This is a genomic window from Geodermatophilus poikilotrophus (assembly GCF_900111455.1).
Taxonomy (GTDB): domain Bacteria; phylum Actinomycetota; class Actinomycetes; order Mycobacteriales; family Geodermatophilaceae; genus Geodermatophilus; species Geodermatophilus poikilotrophus.
In genome coordinates this window covers 744,335-759,682 of record NZ_FOIE01000001.1, presented here as the reverse complement: position 1 = coordinate 759,682, position 15,348 = coordinate 744,335, and the positions used below count along the sequence as shown (strand labels likewise).

12 protein-coding genes are annotated in these 15,348 nt (G+C 74.8%); 9 read left to right on the top strand and 3 right to left on the bottom strand.

What is annotated here, in order from left to right; translation table 11 throughout:
- Nucleotides 1-31: 31 nt before the first annotated feature.
- Entirely contained in the window at nucleotides 32-1,456 is a 1,425-nt protein-coding gene (locus BMW27_RS03450) for an NADP-dependent succinic semialdehyde dehydrogenase (RefSeq protein ID WP_091439075.1), read from the top strand.
- A complete protein-coding gene (locus BMW27_RS03445; RefSeq protein WP_091439072.1) occupies nucleotides 1,453-2,385 on the top strand; it encodes a quinone oxidoreductase family protein in 933 nt (310 codons plus the stop codon). Before BMW27_RS03450 ends, BMW27_RS03445 begins: the two co-directional genes overlap by 4 nt.
- Nucleotides 2,386-2,439: 54 nt before the next feature.
- On the opposite strand, the gene pdxY is transcribed toward BMW27_RS03445, so the two are convergent.
- Both pdxY and BMW27_RS24260 read right to left on the bottom strand, forming a co-directional pair.
- Nucleotides 2,440-3,291, bottom strand: coding sequence for a pyridoxal kinase PdxY (gene pdxY, locus BMW27_RS03440; RefSeq protein WP_091439069.1), 852 nt, complete (start codon nucleotides 3,289-3,291; stop codon nucleotides 2,440-2,442).
- A gap of 25 nt (nucleotides 3,292-3,316) precedes the next feature.
- Nucleotides 3,317-4,063 (bottom strand): Clp protease N-terminal domain-containing protein, encoded by a 747-nt coding sequence (locus tag BMW27_RS24260; protein WP_091439066.1) that lies wholly within the window; start codon nucleotides 4,061-4,063, stop codon nucleotides 3,317-3,319.
- Nucleotides 4,064-4,187: 124 nt separating this feature from the next.
- Between BMW27_RS24260 and BMW27_RS03430 the strand changes: the two genes are divergently transcribed.
- Nucleotides 4,188-5,363, top strand: a complete 1,176-nt coding sequence (locus BMW27_RS03430; RefSeq protein ID WP_091439062.1) for a cysteine--tRNA ligase — start codon at nucleotides 4,188-4,190, stop codon at nucleotides 5,361-5,363.
- 644 nt (nucleotides 5,364-6,007) lie between these two features.
- On the opposite strand, the gene BMW27_RS03425 is transcribed toward BMW27_RS03430, so the two are convergent.
- Nucleotides 6,008-6,601, bottom strand: a complete 594-nt coding sequence (locus BMW27_RS03425) for a TVP38/TMEM64 family protein (protein WP_245743277.1) — start codon at nucleotides 6,599-6,601, stop codon at nucleotides 6,008-6,010.
- A 138-nt stretch (nucleotides 6,602-6,739) separates the two neighbouring features.
- On the opposite strand from BMW27_RS03425, the gene BMW27_RS03420 reads away from it, so the two are divergent.
- The 6 genes from BMW27_RS03420 to BMW27_RS03395 all read left to right on the top strand — a co-directional run bounded on the left by BMW27_RS03420 (nucleotide 6,740) and on the right by BMW27_RS03395 (nucleotide 15,292).
- Entirely contained in the window at nucleotides 6,740-7,873 is a 1,134-nt protein-coding gene (locus BMW27_RS03420) for a hypothetical protein (RefSeq protein WP_091439054.1), read from the top strand.
- A gap of 20 nt (nucleotides 7,874-7,893) precedes the next feature.
- Nucleotides 7,894-8,484: a GNAT family N-acetyltransferase gene (locus BMW27_RS03415; RefSeq protein ID WP_217638024.1), complete on the top strand. Its 591-nt coding sequence runs from the start codon at nucleotides 7,894-7,896 to the stop codon at nucleotides 8,482-8,484.
- A gap of 40 nt (nucleotides 8,485-8,524) precedes the next feature.
- Nucleotides 8,525-11,758, top strand: coding sequence for a fused isobutyryl-CoA mutase/GTPase IcmF (icmF, locus tag BMW27_RS03410; RefSeq protein WP_091439050.1), 3,234 nt, complete (start codon nucleotides 8,525-8,527; stop codon nucleotides 11,756-11,758).
- Between the two features lie 8 nt (nucleotides 11,759-11,766).
- Nucleotides 11,767-12,570, top strand: coding sequence for a helical backbone metal receptor (locus BMW27_RS03405; RefSeq protein WP_091439047.1), 804 nt, complete (start codon nucleotides 11,767-11,769; stop codon nucleotides 12,568-12,570).
- 264 nt (nucleotides 12,571-12,834) lie between these two features.
- Complete coding sequence (locus tag BMW27_RS03400; protein WP_091439043.1) at nucleotides 12,835-14,067, top strand: globin domain-containing protein; 1,233 nt, start codon at nucleotides 12,835-12,837, stop codon at nucleotides 14,065-14,067.
- A 103-nt stretch (nucleotides 14,068-14,170) separates the two neighbouring features.
- Nucleotides 14,171-15,292, top strand: coding sequence for a serine hydrolase domain-containing protein (locus BMW27_RS03395; RefSeq protein WP_091439040.1), 1,122 nt, complete (start codon nucleotides 14,171-14,173; stop codon nucleotides 15,290-15,292).
- Nucleotides 15,293-15,348: the final 56 nt, after the last annotated feature.

Here is a 15,348-nt window from a genome sequence, read left to right as displayed (position 1 = left end):
GAGGCCCCGCACCCGAGAGAGGACGCCGCCCATGGCCATCGCCACGGTCAACCCCGCCACCGGCGAGACGCTCCAGACCTTCGAGCCGCTGTCCGACGACGCGGTCGAGGAGCGGATCGCCCGGGCCGCGGCCGCCTTCGACCGCTACCGGCTGACCACCCCGCAGCAGCGGGCCGGCTGGCTGCGGGCCGCCGCCGACGTGCTGGACGCCGACGCCAAGAGCGTCGCGGAGCTGATGACCACCGAGATGGGCAAGACGCTGGCCTCGGCGCAGGCGGAGGTCGGCAAGTGCGCCAAGGCGCTGCGCTACTACGCCGAGCACGGCGAGCAGATGCTGCAGCCCCAGCCGGCCGACGCGCAGGCGGTCGGCGCGGTCGAGGCCTACGTCGTGCACCAGCCGCTGGGTGTGGTGCTGGCGGTCATGCCGTGGAACTTCCCGCTGTGGCAGGCGATGCGGTTCGCCGCCCCGGCGCTGATGGCCGGCAACGTCGGGCTGCTCAAGCACGCGTCCAACGTGCCGCAGACGGCGCTGTACCTGGAGGAGCTGTTCCGCAAGGCCGGGTTCCCCGACGACGTCTTCCAGACCCTGCTCATCGGGTCGGGACAGGTGGAGGCGGTGCTGCGCGACGACCGGGTGGTGGCTGCGACGCTGACCGGGAGCAATGCTGCCGGTCAGGCGGTGGCCACGGTCGCCGGGGACGCGCTGAAGAAGACCGTGCTGGAGCTGGGTGGGTCGGACCCGTTCATCGTCATGCCCTCGGCCGACCTGGACCGGGCCGCGGAGGTCGCGGTCACCGCGCGCTGCCAGAACAACGGGCAGAGCTGCATCGCCGCCAAGCGCTTCTTCGTGCACGCCGACGTCGCCGAGGAGTTCACCCGGCTGTTCGCCGAGAAGATGGCCGCCCTGACCGTGGGCGACCCGATGGACGAGGGGACCAAGGTCGGCCCGCTGGCCACCGAGTCCGGCCGGGAGGACGTCGAGCGCTACGTGGCCGACGCCGTCGAGAAGGGCGCCACCGTCGTCACCGGCGGGAAGCGGGTCGACCGGCCCGGCTGGTTCTACGAGCCGACCCTGGTGACCGACGTGACCCCGGAGATGGGCATCTGGTCGGAGGAGGTGTTCGGCCCGGTCGCCGCGCTGCACACCGTGGCCGACCTGGACGAGGCGATCCGGCTGGCCAACGAGCACGTCTACGGCCTGGGCTCCAACCTGTGGAGCGAGGACCAGGGCGAGCGGCTGCGGTTCATCCGCGACATCCAGTCGGGCATGGCGTTCGTCAACGGGATGACCACCAGCTACCCGGAGCTGCCCTTCGGCGGGGTCAAGCAGAGCGGCTACGGCCGGGAGCTGACCGAGGTGGGCATGTACGAGTTCTGCAACGCCAAGACCGTCTGGATCGGCCCGCCCAGCGCCCAGCAGGGCGAGGGGGACACCGCCGCCGCCGCGTCCGAGTGACGCGCGTCGTCCTGGCGACCGCCTACGGCGGTCCCGAGGTGCTCACCGTCGTCGACCGGCCGGTCGGCGACCCCGGCCCCGGGCAGGCGCGGGTCGAGGTCCGCGCCGCCGGGGTCAACCCGGCGGACTGGAAGAGCTACACCGGCGCGTTCGGCACCGACCCGGCCGCGCTCCCGCGGCGCCTCGGCTTCGAGGTGTCCGGGGTGGTCACCGCGGTCGGTCCGGACGTCGACCTCGCCGTCGGAGCCGAGGTCATCGGGTTCCGGGTCTCCGGCGGGTACGCCGCCGAGCTCGTCGTCCCCGCGACGGCGCTGATGCCCAAGCCGGCGTCGCTCGGCTGGGCGCAGGCCGCCGGTCTGATGCTCACCGGCGCCACGGCGGTGCACGCGCTCACCGCGACCGGCGTCGGCCAAGGCGACACCGTGCTGGTGCACGGCGCCGCGGGCGGGGTGGGGCTGATGGCCGTCCAGCTCGCGGCGCTCCGCGGTGCGCGGGTCATCGGCACCGTCGGCGGCGCCGGCGCCGACCTGGTGCGCCGGCTCGGCGCCGAGCCGGTGCGCTACGGCGACGGGCTGGCCGGCCGGGTGCGCGAGCTCGCCCCGGGCGGGGTGGACGCGGCGCTGGACCTCGTCGGCAGCGACGAGGCCGTCGACGTCTCCCTGGAGCTGGTCGCCGACCGGCAGCGCATCGCCACCATCGCCGCCTTCGGCCGGGCCGCGGCCGACGGGATCAGGGCGCTCGGCGCCGGGCCGGGCGCCGACCCCGGCACGCAGCTGCGGGACGCCGCCCGGCCCGAGCTGGCCGAGGCGGCCGGCGCCGGCCGGCTGGAGGTCGTCGTCGCGGCGACCTTCCCGCTGGAGGACGTCGCCGAGGCGCACCGGCAGGGGATGGCCGGCCACACCCACGGCAAGCTGGTCCTCATCCCCTAGGCGCCGGCCTCGCCCCGGGTCCTCTACGAAGGGCGGGGAGGAGGGTGTCCTCCGTCAGACCTCCTCGACCGGGAAGGTGTGGCTCGGCGTCACGAACTCGTCCTGCGCGGCGACCAGCAGGATCTCCCGCGAGCGGGCCCGCTCGGTGGCCTCGAGGAGGCCGTGCACCGAGGCCGCGGCCGCGCCGAGCGCTGCTCCGGCGTCCCGGCTCGACAGCCAGTGGGCGAGGAAGAGCGCGGCGATGGCGTCGCCGGCGCCGTTGACCGAGAGGTCCAGCCGCGGGGTGCGCACCCGGAAGTGCCGGCCACTCTCGGAGGCGAGCAGGTCGACGGCGTCCCCGGGGGTGTCGTCGGTGACCAGCGAGGTGGTCAGCACGACCCGCGGGCCGAGCGCCTGGACCGCGGCGACGGCGTCCCGGACCTCGCCGAGGGTCCTCGTCGCCGTCCCGGCGAGGAAGTCGAGCTCGAAGTGGTTGGGCGTGACCAGGTCGGCGGCGGGGACGGCGACCTCGCGCATGAACTCCGGGATGCCCGGGCGGACGAAGACGCCGCGGCCGACGTCGCCGATGACCGGGTCGCAGCAGTAGACCACCGCTGGGTTGGCCTGGCGCACCCGCCGCACGGTCTGGACGACGGCGTGGCCGATGTCGGCCGAGCCGAGGTAGCCGGAGAGGACGGCGTCGCAGCTGCCCAGCACGCCGCGCTCGGCGATGCCCTCGACGACCTCCTCGATCGCCTGGCCGTCGAAGACCCGGCCCGTCCACTCGCCGTAGCCGGTGTGGTTGGAGAACTGCACGGTGTGCACCGGCCACACCTCGATGCCGAGGCGCTGCAGCGGGAAGACGGCGGAGGAGTTGCCGACGTGGCCGTAGGCGACGTGCGACTGGATCGAGAGAACGGCGGTCACGGGAGGAGACGGTGGCACACGGGCGCTACTGCTGTCCGCCCTCGTCCTGCACGGCGGCGAGCGCACCGGCCACGAACTCCTCCGCGCGCGCCCGATCGACGCCGAGGCCGGCCAGCACACCGGTGCCCTCGTCGGCGTCGAGGAGGGCCAGCAGCACGTGCTCGGTGCCGATGTAGTTGTGCCCGAGTCGCAGCGCCTCGCGGAAGGTCGCCTCCAGCGCCGCCCGCGTGCGGTCGTCGAAGGGCACCAACTCCGGCGACTCGCCGGTGCCCGCGGGGCCGAGCACCGCCGTCGCCACCTCGCGGACCCGGTCCAACGGCACCCCCTGCGCGACGACCGCCCGCGCAGCGAGCCCCTCCGGTTCGGCCAGCAGGCCGAGCACCAGGTGCTCGATGCGGATCTGCTGGTCGCGCCGGGCGCGCGCCTCGTTCTGCGCGGCGACCACGGCGTTGCGGGCCCGCGGGGTGAACCGGCTGAACCCGGCGTTGGGGTCGAGCGCGGCGGAGTCGGCGGCACCCGGACGCTGTACGAAGCGCTTCTGCGCGGCCTGCTTGGTCACGCCCATGCTCGCGCCGATCTCGGTCCACGAGGCGCCCTGCCGGCGGGCCTGGTCGACGAAGTGACCGATGAGCGCGTCGGCGACCTCCCCGATGTGGTCGGCGACGAGGACGGCGTCGGTCAGCCGTTCCAGGGAATCGGTGTGGACCTCCTTGATCGTGGCCATGAGGTCGTCGAGTCGGACGGACGTGGAGAGCGGGGTGGGGTGGGTCATGCCGTCAACCGTAGGTTGACGGTCCCGGTGCGTCAACCTGCGGTTGACGATGCGATCCGGTGATCCGTGTGTGGCGTCCGCGGGCTGCTGCGGGAGGGGTGAGCGCAGCGGGCAGGATGGCGGCATGCCCCTGCCTGCTGCTACTCCACCCGGGATCGTCGGCGTCGCCGGCCGCGTCGCCGAGCCGGTCGACGTCCTCAGTGCCGAGCTGCGGCTGGGTGGCCGACCGCTGCCGGTGGTCAGCCCCGCGCGCGTGTACGTCTGCGGCATCACGCCCTACGACGTGACGCACCTCGGGCACGCGGCGACGTTCGTGTGGGCCGACGTCCTCACGTCGGTGCTGCGGCTGGCCGGGGTCGAGGTGGTGACCAGCCGGAACGTGACCGACGTCGACGACGTGCTGACCCGCGCCGCCGACGCCCGCGGCCGGCACTACGACGAGTTCGCGCTGGGCCAGGAGTTCGCCTTCGAGCAGGACATGCGCGCCCTCGGGGTGCGGCCGCCGACCCACGCACCGCGGGCCCGGCACCACATCACGCACGTGCAGCAGCTGGCTGCGGCGCTGCTGCGGGCCGGGCGGGCGTACGAGCGGGAGGGGCACGTGTTCTTCCGCGGTGCCGAGGCCGTGGCGGCGTCGGGGCTGTCGCACGACCGGGCGCACGAGCTGGCCGCCGAGTTCGGCGACGAGCCGGACGGCCCGCTGCGCGAGGACCCCACCGACGTGCCGGTGTGGCGGCCCTCCGGCGAGCGGGACCCCGCCTGGCCCTCCCCGTGGGGCTGGGGGCGGCCGGGCTGGCACGCCGAGTGTGCGGCGATGGCGACCGCGACGCTGGGTCGGGGTGTGGACGTCCTGGTGGGCGGCGCCGACCTGGCCTTCCCGCACCACGCGCACCAGGCGGCGATGGCCGAGGCGGCCTCGGGGGTGGCGCCGTTCGCGCGCAGCCAGGTGCACGTCGGGGCGGTGTCCCAGGACGGCGCCAAGATGGCGAAGTCGACGGGCAACCTGACGCTGGTCGCCGACCTGCTGCGAGTGACCTCCGGACCGGCGTTGCGGTTGCTCGTGCTGGACCGGCCGTGGTCGCAGCCGTGGGAGTACCGGCCCGAGCTGCTCGAGACGGCGTCCGCGCGGCTGGACCAGCTGTTCGCCGCCGCCGGCCGTCCCGGCTCGTCGCCGGCGGCGAGCCGCGCGGTGGCCGACCGGCTGTTCGACGACCTCGACGTCTCCGGCGCTCTGGACGTCGCCCTCACCGACGGCGGGGACGCCGCCCGCCAGCTGGTGCGGGTGCTCGCGCTCGGCTGACGTCCAGCCGCCTGCCCGCGCGAGGAGTCCGGCGAGCTCGCGGCCCCGCCCGAGGTAGCGCCGCTCGTGGGGGTCCGTCGGCCGGGCAGGAGTCGGTCGAGGCCCTGCAGGCAGGCGCTGGCGAGCGCACGCTCTGCTGGGCCGGTCGGAGCGGATGACGGCGATCCGCCGAGCCAGCCAGTGTTGATCATGGGCTTGTTGCCGGCGACGCGCGGGGACACGCCGCGCCAGGCGGCGACACCCCCATGATCACGGCCGGGAGCGGCTCCAGCCGATACGGCGGCCGGCCGATCCGGCGAGCGGGAGTCCAGCAGGGCAGGACCCGGAGCACCCGGCCGGGTGAGGCCGGTCGAGGGGTCACCTCGCCGAGCCGATCACCAGGGGTCGGCTCGGCGACGGCGAACCGGTCAGGCGGCGCGGAGCGTGGCCGGAGCGGCGGTCGGCTGCGCGGTCGGCTTGGTGGGCACGGTCCAGCGCATCTCCATGTGCCGGTGCCCGGCGCTGTCCACGACGGGGACCCAACGCACCTGCGGACACGTATCCATACGCATGACAGCCACCTCTCGTTCACCTGTTGTTCACCATTGTGACACCAGGCACCCCTTGTGCGGACCCGACACGACGGGGGTGACCCGAAAGGGGGGCTAGAGCCAGCCGACCACAGAGGCGCCGATGCCGACGTGCAGCACCGCCCCCGGCACGACGCCGACGAGGGTGCCGAGCGTGGCGGGCAGCCACCGGATGCTCGACAGGCCCGCGGCGTAGCTGACGATCCAGAACGGCACCGGGCTCACCCGCGCGAGCGCGACGGCGAGGAAGCCGCGGTCCCGGAACAGCCGGTCGGCGCGCGCCAGCCGCGAGCCGGTGAGCCGGGCGACGGCGTCGCGGCCCAGGTGCCGGCCGAGGGCGAAACCGCCCATCCCGCCGAACCAGCCGGCCAGCACGGCCACCGCGAGCCCCGCCGGGAACCCCGCCGCGGCGCCCAGCAGCACCGACAGGGCGGTCCGGGGGACCGGCGCCATCAGCGCACCGGACACGGCCAGGACGACGGCGCTCCAGCCGAGCGGCCCCGCTTCGTCCAGCCAGCCCTGCAGCGCCGGGACGCCGGGCCGCTCCACGGTCAGCGCCACCACGGTGGCCGCCGCGAGCAGCACCCCCAGGACGGCGAGCCGCAGCCACGGCCGGCGGGTCGGCGGGCTCTCCGGCTCCGGGAGGGGGGATCCGGGCCCGGGGCGCACGCCGTCCACGCTACGGGCGCCTCCGGAGAACCCGGTTGCGGCCGCTGCGACGCTGCGGGCAGTGACCGAGCTCGCGAGGTCGCGCACGAGCACAGCACCGCCGGGCACGGGTCCGACGAGCGCCAGCGATGAGGACGCGTGACCGACCGACTGCTCGTCGACTTCTCCTACGCCCAGCAGCTGGGCCACGCCGTCGAGGCGCTGCAGTACTGCGTCGGGCACGCCGCCGCCGTACCGGGGCGGGAGGTGTCCGTGCTGCTCAACGCGGCCACCCCGACCGAGCTGGCCACCTGGTGCCCAGCGGTGTCGGCCGTCTTCCCCGTGGACGGGCCGTTCCTCGAGGCCGACCCGGCCGCGGCGGAGCGGCTGGCCGCCGTCCCGCGCGACTGGGACTGGGTGGTCGACGACACCCGCCGCCACCAGCCCTTCCAGCTCGACCTCTTCCCGGGGATGCGCGACCACTACACCGCCTCCGACGCGCACCTGCGCCCGCGGACCGGTCGCTCGGTCGTCGGCGCCGACCGCGTCGGCTACCTCCCGCACCAGCCGGTGCGCCTCGACCTCCCCGCCGCCGCCCGGGCCGCGGCTCCCCGCCGGGTCGGCGACGACGCCCGTCCGCGGATCGCCGTCCTCCCCGCCGGGTCGAGCGACCCGTCGCTGTACCCCTCGGTCGCCTCCTGGCGGCTGGTGCTCGACGCCCTGACCGACGCCGTCCCCGGCCTGCAGCTGGTCCTGCTCGGCCGGCTGGCCCGGGACGAGCGCAGCTCCACCTCCTGGGCGCGGGCGGACGTCGACGTGCTGCTGGCGCACCGGTCCCGTCCCGTGGACTGCGTCGACGTCCCCCTCGCCGAGCAGCTGGCCGTGGTGGAGGCGTGCGACGTCCTGCTGGCCCCGCACTCCGGGTTCGGGATGGCCGCGCTCGCCGTCGGCACGCCGTGGCTGGCGCTCTCGGGCGGGCGCTGGTTCGAGTACTGGGCGAACGCCGGGGTGCCGTTCCGTTCCGTGCTGCCCGATCCGACCCGGTACCCGGCCTTCAGCCAGTTCGACCCGGCGGCCGTCGTCCTCGACGGGGACGACGGCCCGCGGACGCCGAGCATGACGCGCGCGCGGGTGCGGCAGGACCTCGACCGCCTGGTCGCCGGCGCCCGCGAGCTGCTGGCCGGGGAGCTGACCCACGAGCGGGCCCTCGCCGAGTACTCCCGCGACCTGCGCGAGGTCGTCGGCGCCGAGGCGATCTGGTCGATCGACGGCGTGCACGCCGCGTTCCCCTGACGACGCGACACCATGGCCGGGTGGCGGAGAGCTGGCTGGTCCGGGACGCGACGGTCGAGGACGCCGCGGCGTGCGCCCGCATCTACGAGCCCTACGTCCGCGACACCGTCGTCTCCTTCGAGCTGGAGCCCCCGACGGCCGCAGAGGTGGCCGGTCGCATCGCGGCCGCCCTCGCCCGGCACGCCTGGGTGGTGCTCGAGGACGACGGCCGGGTGGTCGGCTACGCCTACGGCTCGACCTTCAACGCCCGCGCCGCCTACGACTGGTCGACGTCGGTGAGCGTCTACACCGAGACCGGACGACGGCGCACCGGCGCGGGCCGCGCCCTCTACACCGCGCTGTTCGACCGGCTGGCCGCCCGCGGCTTCCGCACCGCCCTGGCCGGCGTCGTGCTGCCCAACGACGCCAGCGTCGGGCTGCACGCGGCGATGGGGTTCGAGCCGGTCGGCACGTTCCGCCGGGTGGGCTGGAAGCTCGGCCACTGGCACGACGTCGCCTGGTCCCAGCGCCCGCTCGGCACCGGCCCGGGCGAGGACGACGACCCGCCGGCCCCACCGGGGGCGACCGTGGACACGGCGGCCTCGGCGGGAGATACTAGGACGTCCAACTAAATCGGCGCGGGTCCGTCGCGCGTCCGACGCTGGGAGCGACATGCCGTCCGACCTGCACGTCCCCACCCACCCGGTCCGCTTCGTCACCGCGGCGAGCCTGTTCGACGGCCACGACGCCGCGATCAACGTGATGCGCCGGCTGCTGCAGAGCCAGGGCGCCGAGGTGGTGCACCTCGGGCACGACCGCAGCGTCGACAGCGTCGTCCGGGCGGCGCTGGAGGAGGACGTGCAGGGCGTCGCGATCTCCTCCTACCAGGGCGGGCACGTCGAGTACTTCGGCTACCTGGTGGAGCGGCTGGCCGAGGCCGGCGCCGGGCACGTCAAGGTCTTCGGCGGCGGCGGGGGCGTGATCGTCCCCGAGGAGATCGCCGCGCTGCGCGAGAAGGGTGTGCGGATCTTCAGCCCCGAGGACGGCCAGCGCCTGGGCCTGCCGGGGATGATCAACGAGCTGATCCGCGAGTGCGACGTCGACCTGACCGAGCACGGCCCGGACGTCGAGGCCCTCCTCACCGGCGACCCGGCCGCGCTGGCCCGCGCGATCACCGTGCTCGAGTCCGGCCGCGACGCCGGGCTCGCGACCAGGGTGCGGCAGGCGGCCGAGGGCCGGGCGGTGCCGGTGCTGGGCATCACCGGGACCGGCGGCTCGGGCAAGTCCTCGCTGACCGACGAGCTGCTGCGCCGGCTGCGCACCGACCAGGAGGACAAGCTGCGGGTCGCCGTCCTGGCGATCGACCCCACCCGGCGCCGCGGCGGCGGGGCGCTGCTCGGCGACCGGATCCGGATGAACGCCCTGGAGACCGGCGAGGGCGGCCACACCTTCTTCCGCTCGCTGGCCACCCGGTCGGCCGGCGGGGAGACGCCCGAGCACCTGGACGACGTGCTGTGCGCGGTCAAGGCCGCCGGCTTCGACCTGGTCATCGTCGAGACCCCGGGCATCGGGCAGGGCGACGCCGGGATCGTGCCGTTCTCCGACGTCGCGCTGTACGTGATGACGCCGGAGTTCGGCGCCGCGTCGCAGCTGGAGAAGATCGACATGCTCGACTTCGCCGACGTCGTCGCGATCAACAAGTACGAGCGACGCGGGGCCGAGGACGCCCGGCGGGACGTCGCCCGGCAGATGGTGCGCAACCGCGAGGCGTTCGGGCAGCCGTGGGAGACCATGCCGGTGTTCGGCACCAGCGCCGCCCGGTTCAACGACGACGGGGTCACCGCGCTCTACCAGCACCTGCTCGGCCTGCTGGTCGAGAAGGGCCTGCCCGCGGGCGCCGGCGTCCTGCCGCGGGTCGACGTCACGGCGTCGTCCGGCCTGACCAGCGTCGTCCCCGCGCAGCGCGCGCGGTACCTCGCCGAGATCACCGAGGCGGTGCGCGGCTACCACGCGGCCACCGAGGCGCAGGCGGAGGTCGTCCGGCGGCGGCAGCACCTGACCACGGCCGCCGACGTCCTCAACGGGGACGCCGCCCAGGCCGCCCGCGCCGCGGTCGAGGCCGCGGACCGGGAGCTGCTGCCCGAGGTGCGCGAGCTCCTCGACGAGTGGCCCGCACGGGTGGAGGCCTACTCGGGCGACGAGTACGTCTACACCGTCCGCGGCAAGGAGGTCCGCACGCCGCTGACCCGGACGACGCTGTCCGGGAACCAGGTGCGGCGGGTGGCACTGCCGCGCACCCGGGACCAAGCCGAGCTGCTGCGCTTCCTGCGCCGGGAGAACCTGCCCGGCGGCTACCCGTTCACCGCCGGCGTCTTCCCGTTCAAGCGGTCCGGCGAGGCGCCGGCGCGGATGTTCGCCGGCGAGGGCGACGCCTTCCGCACCAACCGCCGCTTCAAGCTCCTGTCCGCCGGCAACGAGGCGACCCGGCTGTCGACGGCGTTCGACTCGGTCACCCTCTACGGCCGCGACCCCGACCCGCGCCCCGACGTCTACGGCAAGGTCGGCACCTCCGGGGTCTCCATCGCCACGCTCGACGACATGGAGGTCCTCTACTCCGGGTTCGACCTCTGCGACCCGACCACCTCGGTGTCGATGACGATCAACGGCCCGGCCCCGGCGGTGCTGGCGATGTTCCTCAACACCGCGATCGACCAGCGCCTGGACCGGTTCCGGGAGGAGGAGGGCCGCGTGCCCGACGTCGCCGAGGCCGAGGAGATCCGGGCGTTCGTGCTGGCCACCGTCCGCGGCACGGTGCAGGCCGACATCCTCAAGGAGGACCAGGGCCAGAACACCTGCATCTTCTCGACCGAGTTCGCGCTGCGCTGCATGGCCGACATCCAGCAGTGGTTCATCGAGCACCGGGTGCGCAACTTCTACTCGGTCTCCATCTCCGGGTACCACATCGCCGAGGCCGGGGCGAACCCGATCAGCCAACTGGCCTTCACCCTCGCCAACGGGTTCACCTACGTCGAGGCCTACCTGGCGCGCGGCATGGCGATCGACGACTTCGCGCCCAACCTGTCCTTCTTCTTCTCCAACGGCATGGACGCCGAGTACTCGGTGATCGGCCGGGTCGCCCGCCGCATCTGGGCGGTGGCGATGAAGGAGCGCTACGGCGCCGGTCCGCGGTCGCAGCAGCTGAAGTACCACGTGCAGACCTCGGGCCGGTCGCTGCACGCGCAGGAGATGGACTTCAACGACATCCGGACGACGCTGCAGGCCCTCTGCGCCATCTACGACAACGCCAACAGTCTGCACACCAACGCCTACGACGAGGCCGTCACCACCCCAAGCGAGCACTCCGTCCGCCGGGCGCTGGCCATCCAGATGATCATCGACCGCGAGTGGGGGCTGGCCGGCAACGAGAACCCGCTGCAGGGCTCGTTCGTCGTCGACGAGCTCACCGACCTGGTCGAGGAGGCGGTGCTGGCCGAGTTCGACCGGATCGCCGAGCGCGGCGGCGTGCTGGGCGCGATGGAGACCGGCTACCAGCGCGGCAGGATCCAGGACGAGTCGATGCTCTACGAGCACCGCAAGCACGACGGCAGCCTGCCCATCGTCGGGGTCAACACCTTCCTCGACCCGCACCGCGACGAGACGCCGCCGAAGCCGGTGGAGCTCGCCCGGGCCACGGAGGCGGAGAAGCAGTCGCAGCTGCAGCGGCTGGCGGACTTCCACGCCCGGCACGCCGACGAGGCGCCGGCCGCGCTGGCCGAGCTGCAGCGGGCGGCCACCGAGGGCGGCAACGTGTTCGCCGCCCTCATGGACGCCGTCCGGGTCTGCTCGCTCGGTCAGATCAGCGACGCCTTCTTCGAGGTGGGCGGCCAGTACCGCCGCAATGTGTAAGGACCCTCGTGCCCCCCACCGTTCGCAAGCTCACGGCGGGCCCCTGCACGAGGGCCGATGACCTCGGCCACCCGGTCGAGCTGCCGCGGCCGCCGCGGCGGGTGGTGTCGCTGGTGCCCTCGCTCACCGAGGCGCTCGCGGTCACCGTCCCCGAGCGGCTGGTGGGCGCCACCGACTGGTGCACCCACCCGACCGGCCTCGCGGTGACCCGCGTGCGGGGCACCAAGAACCCCGACCGCGCGGCGATCGCGGCGCTCGAGCCGGACCTCGTCGTCTGCAACCGGGAGGAGAACCGGCGGCTGGACGTCGACCGGCTGCGGGCCGCCGGCGTCCCGGTGTGGGTCACGGTCATCGAGTCGGTCGACGAGGCGCTGGCCTCGATGCGCCGGCTGTTCGACGAGGTGCTCGACGTCGGTGAGCCCGGCTGGCTGGCGGACGCCGCGAGGGTGTGGGCGCAGCCCGCGCCCACGAGCGGGCTGCGGGTCGCCGTCCCGGTGTGGCGCGACCCGTGGATGGTCGTCGGCCCGCGCACCTTCACCGGTGACGTGCTCGCCCGGCTCGGGCTGGTCAACGTCTTCGGCGCGGGAGCGGACCGCTACCCGCACGTGCCGGTCGAGGCCGTGCGGACGGCGCGACCCGACGTCGTGCTGTTCCCCGACGAGCCCTACGTGTTCACCGCCGACGACGGGCCCGAGGCCTTCCCCGGGATCCGCACCGCGCTGGTGTCCGGCCGCGACCTGACCTGGTACGGCCCCTCGCTCGGCCCGGCTCGCGCGCGGTTGCTGGCGGCGATCGCCTGCCGGCCGTCCTGACCGGAGACGTCGGCCGGAGACCCGGGACCACCGATCGCGGGCGGTCGGGGCGGTCGCTACGGTCGTCCCGGGCCACGGGACCCAGGCCACGAGGGTGCCGCCCGAGACCGCGCGGACGGGAACCAGGCCGCCGGGACCGGCCAGGACGTCGGGGCCACGCACACGGCGCGGCGACGGGCCGCCCGGGTGCGTCCCCGGCGTCCACGGGTGCACGGCCGGGCCCGGGACTCCCGCGGCCCAGGACGACGACGAGGGGAGAGCCGCATGTTGTCCGACCGCGCCCGTCCGGTGGTGGAGGCGACCCTGCCCGTGGTGGCCGAGCACATCGGCGAGATCGCGCAGCGGTTCTACCGGCACCTGTTCGACGCCCATCCGCAGCTGCTGGACGGGGTGTTCAACCGGGGCAACCAGGCCGAGGGCACCCAGCAGGTGGCGCTGGCCGGGTCGGTGGCAGCCTTCGCCAGCACCTTGCTGCAGACCCCGGAGCAGCTGCCCGAGCAGCTGCTGAACCGGATCGCGCACAAGCACGCCTCACTCGGCATCCGGCCCGAGCAGTACCAGGTGGTGCACGAGAACCTGTTCTGGGCGATCGCCGACGTGCTCGGCGACGCGGTCACGCCGGAGGTCGCCGCCGCCTGGGACGAGGTGTACTGGCTGATGGCCTATGCCCTGATCCACCAGGAGCGGGGTCTGTACAGCGCGCGCGGGGTCCGCCCGGAGCGGGTGTGGCGGGACTGGCGCGTCGAGGAGAAGGTCGACGAGACCGACGACGTGGTCACCTTCCGGGTGCGCCGGGTCGACGACCGGCTGGTCAAGACCTCCCTGCCGGGGCAGTACGTGTCGGTCAAGGTGCGCATGCCCGACGGGGTCCACCAGCCGCGGCAGTACAGCCTGACGCGCGCCGACGACGGGGAGCACCGCCAGTTCTCGGTGAAGCGGGTCCGCGGCGCCGGGAAGCCCGACGGCGAGGTCTCCACCCACCTCTGCGACCGCGTGCAGGTCGGGGACACCCTGACCCTGTCCCTGCCCTTCGGTGACGTGGTGCTCGACGACTGGCGGCCGGCGGTGTTCCTCAGCGCGGGCATCGGCATCACCCCGATGGCCGGCATGCTCTCCCACCTGCGGCACGCCGGCTCCGAGCTGCCGATCACGCTGCTGCACGCCGACGGCGACGAGGCGTCCTTCGCCCTGCGCGGTCAGGTGCTCGACGACGTCCGCGCACTGCCGAACGCCACGGTGCACGTCTGGTACGAGTCCGGCGCCGACAGCGCGCTGCCGGTCGACGGCGTGCACGCCGGGACGATGGACGTCGGCGCGGTCGACCTGCCCGCCGGGGCGGCCTACTACCTGTGCGGTCCGCTGCCGTTCATGCAGGCCGTGCGCAGTGCGCTGATCGAGCGCGGGATCCCGCCCCGGGACGTCCAGTACGAGGTGTTCGGCCCCGACCTGTGGCAGGCCGACCTGCAGAGCGAGCCCTCGCCCGGCGCCACGACCTGAACCTCCCGCCGCGGCCACGGGTCCTCGGCGCCGGCGCGTGCACCCCCGGTGGGGCCGCCGTCCGGACCGATGAGTCCGGCGGCCGGCCGGGGTCTCCACACGCATGAGACTCGCGCCGGTCCGGGACCTCCTGCAGCGCCAGGTCGACGAGGGCCTGCTGCCCGGCTTCGTCGCCGCGGTCCGGCACCGTGGCACGACGGAGGTGTTGTGCGGCGGCACGACCACCGCCGGAGACGTGCAGCCGATGGGCCCGGACACGCTGTTCCGCATGTCCTCGGTGACCAAGCCGGTCGCCGGCGCGCTCACCCTCGCGCTCCGGGAGGACGGCGTGCTGGGCCTCGACGACCCGGTGGGGGAGTGGCTGCCCGAGCTGGCCGCGCCGCGGGTGCTGCGCGACCGCACCGGGCCGCTGGCCGACACCGTGCCCGCCGAGCGGCCGATCACCGTGCGGCACCTGCTCACCAGCACGCCCGGCTTCGGCGGGGTCTGGGACGGCAGCCCGCTGGCGCGGGCCATCGACGAGCGCGGCATCGGCCCCGGACCCTGGCCGCCGGCGCTGACCCCCGACGAGTACCTGCGCCGGCTGGCGGAGGTCCCGCTCGCCGCCCAGCCCGGCGAGGTCTGGCTCTACCACCTGCCCGCCGACGTGCTCGGCGTGCTGCTCGCGCGCGCCACCGGCCGGCCGGTGGCGGCCCTGCTGGCGGAGCGCGTCACCGGGCCGCTGGGGCTGACCGACACCGCGTTCACCGCGGTCGACCCCGCCCGGCTGGCGACCGTCCACGCGACCACCCCCGACGGCCTCGTCCCGGTCGACGCCCCCGACGCCACCGTCCCGCCGGCGTTCGAGGGCCTGGCGGCCGGCCTGGTCTCCACGGCGCCGGACGTGCTCACCGTCCTGGCCGCGCTGGCCGACGGCGGCGCTCCGCTGCTGTCCCCGGCGTCGGTGGCCGCGCTGACCGCCGACGCCCTCACCCCCGCGCAGCGGGCGGGCGCGGCGGACTTCCTGGAGCCCGGGGTCTCCTGGGGCCTGCAGACCGGCGTCTGCGTCGAGCAGACCGAGCCGTGGTGCACCCCGGGCCGGTTCGGCTGGGACGGCGGCACCGGCACCAGCGCCTGGGCCGACCCCGCCCGCGAAATGGTCGCGGTGCTGCTCACCGGCCGGTTGATGGGCGGCCCGGACGACGGGCCGCAGGAGTTCTGGCGGACCCTGTACGCCTGCCTCTGAGCGGGGTGCTCCGCTCGTCGCTGCGGTCCTCGGGCCCCTGTCGGCCCACCGGGCGT

Coding starts and splice junctions, on each gene's coding strand:
- BMW27_RS03395 (WP_091439040.1), top strand. CDS start 14,171: ATGAGACTCGCGCCGGTCCGGGACCTCCTGCAGCGCCAGGTCGACGAG.
- icmF (WP_091439050.1), top strand. CDS start 8,525: ATGCCGTCCGACCTGCACGTCCCCACCCACCCGGTCCGCTTCGTCACC.
- BMW27_RS24260 (WP_091439066.1), bottom strand. CDS start 4,063: ATGACCCACCCCACCCCGCTCTCCACGTCCGTCCGACTCGACGACCTC.
- BMW27_RS03450 (WP_091439075.1), top strand. CDS start 32: ATGGCCATCGCCACGGTCAACCCCGCCACCGGCGAGACGCTCCAGACC.
- BMW27_RS03400 (WP_091439043.1), top strand. CDS start 12,835: ATGTTGTCCGACCGCGCCCGTCCGGTGGTGGAGGCGACCCTGCCCGTG.
- BMW27_RS03430 (WP_091439062.1), top strand. CDS start 4,188: ATGCCCCTGCCTGCTGCTACTCCACCCGGGATCGTCGGCGTCGCCGGC.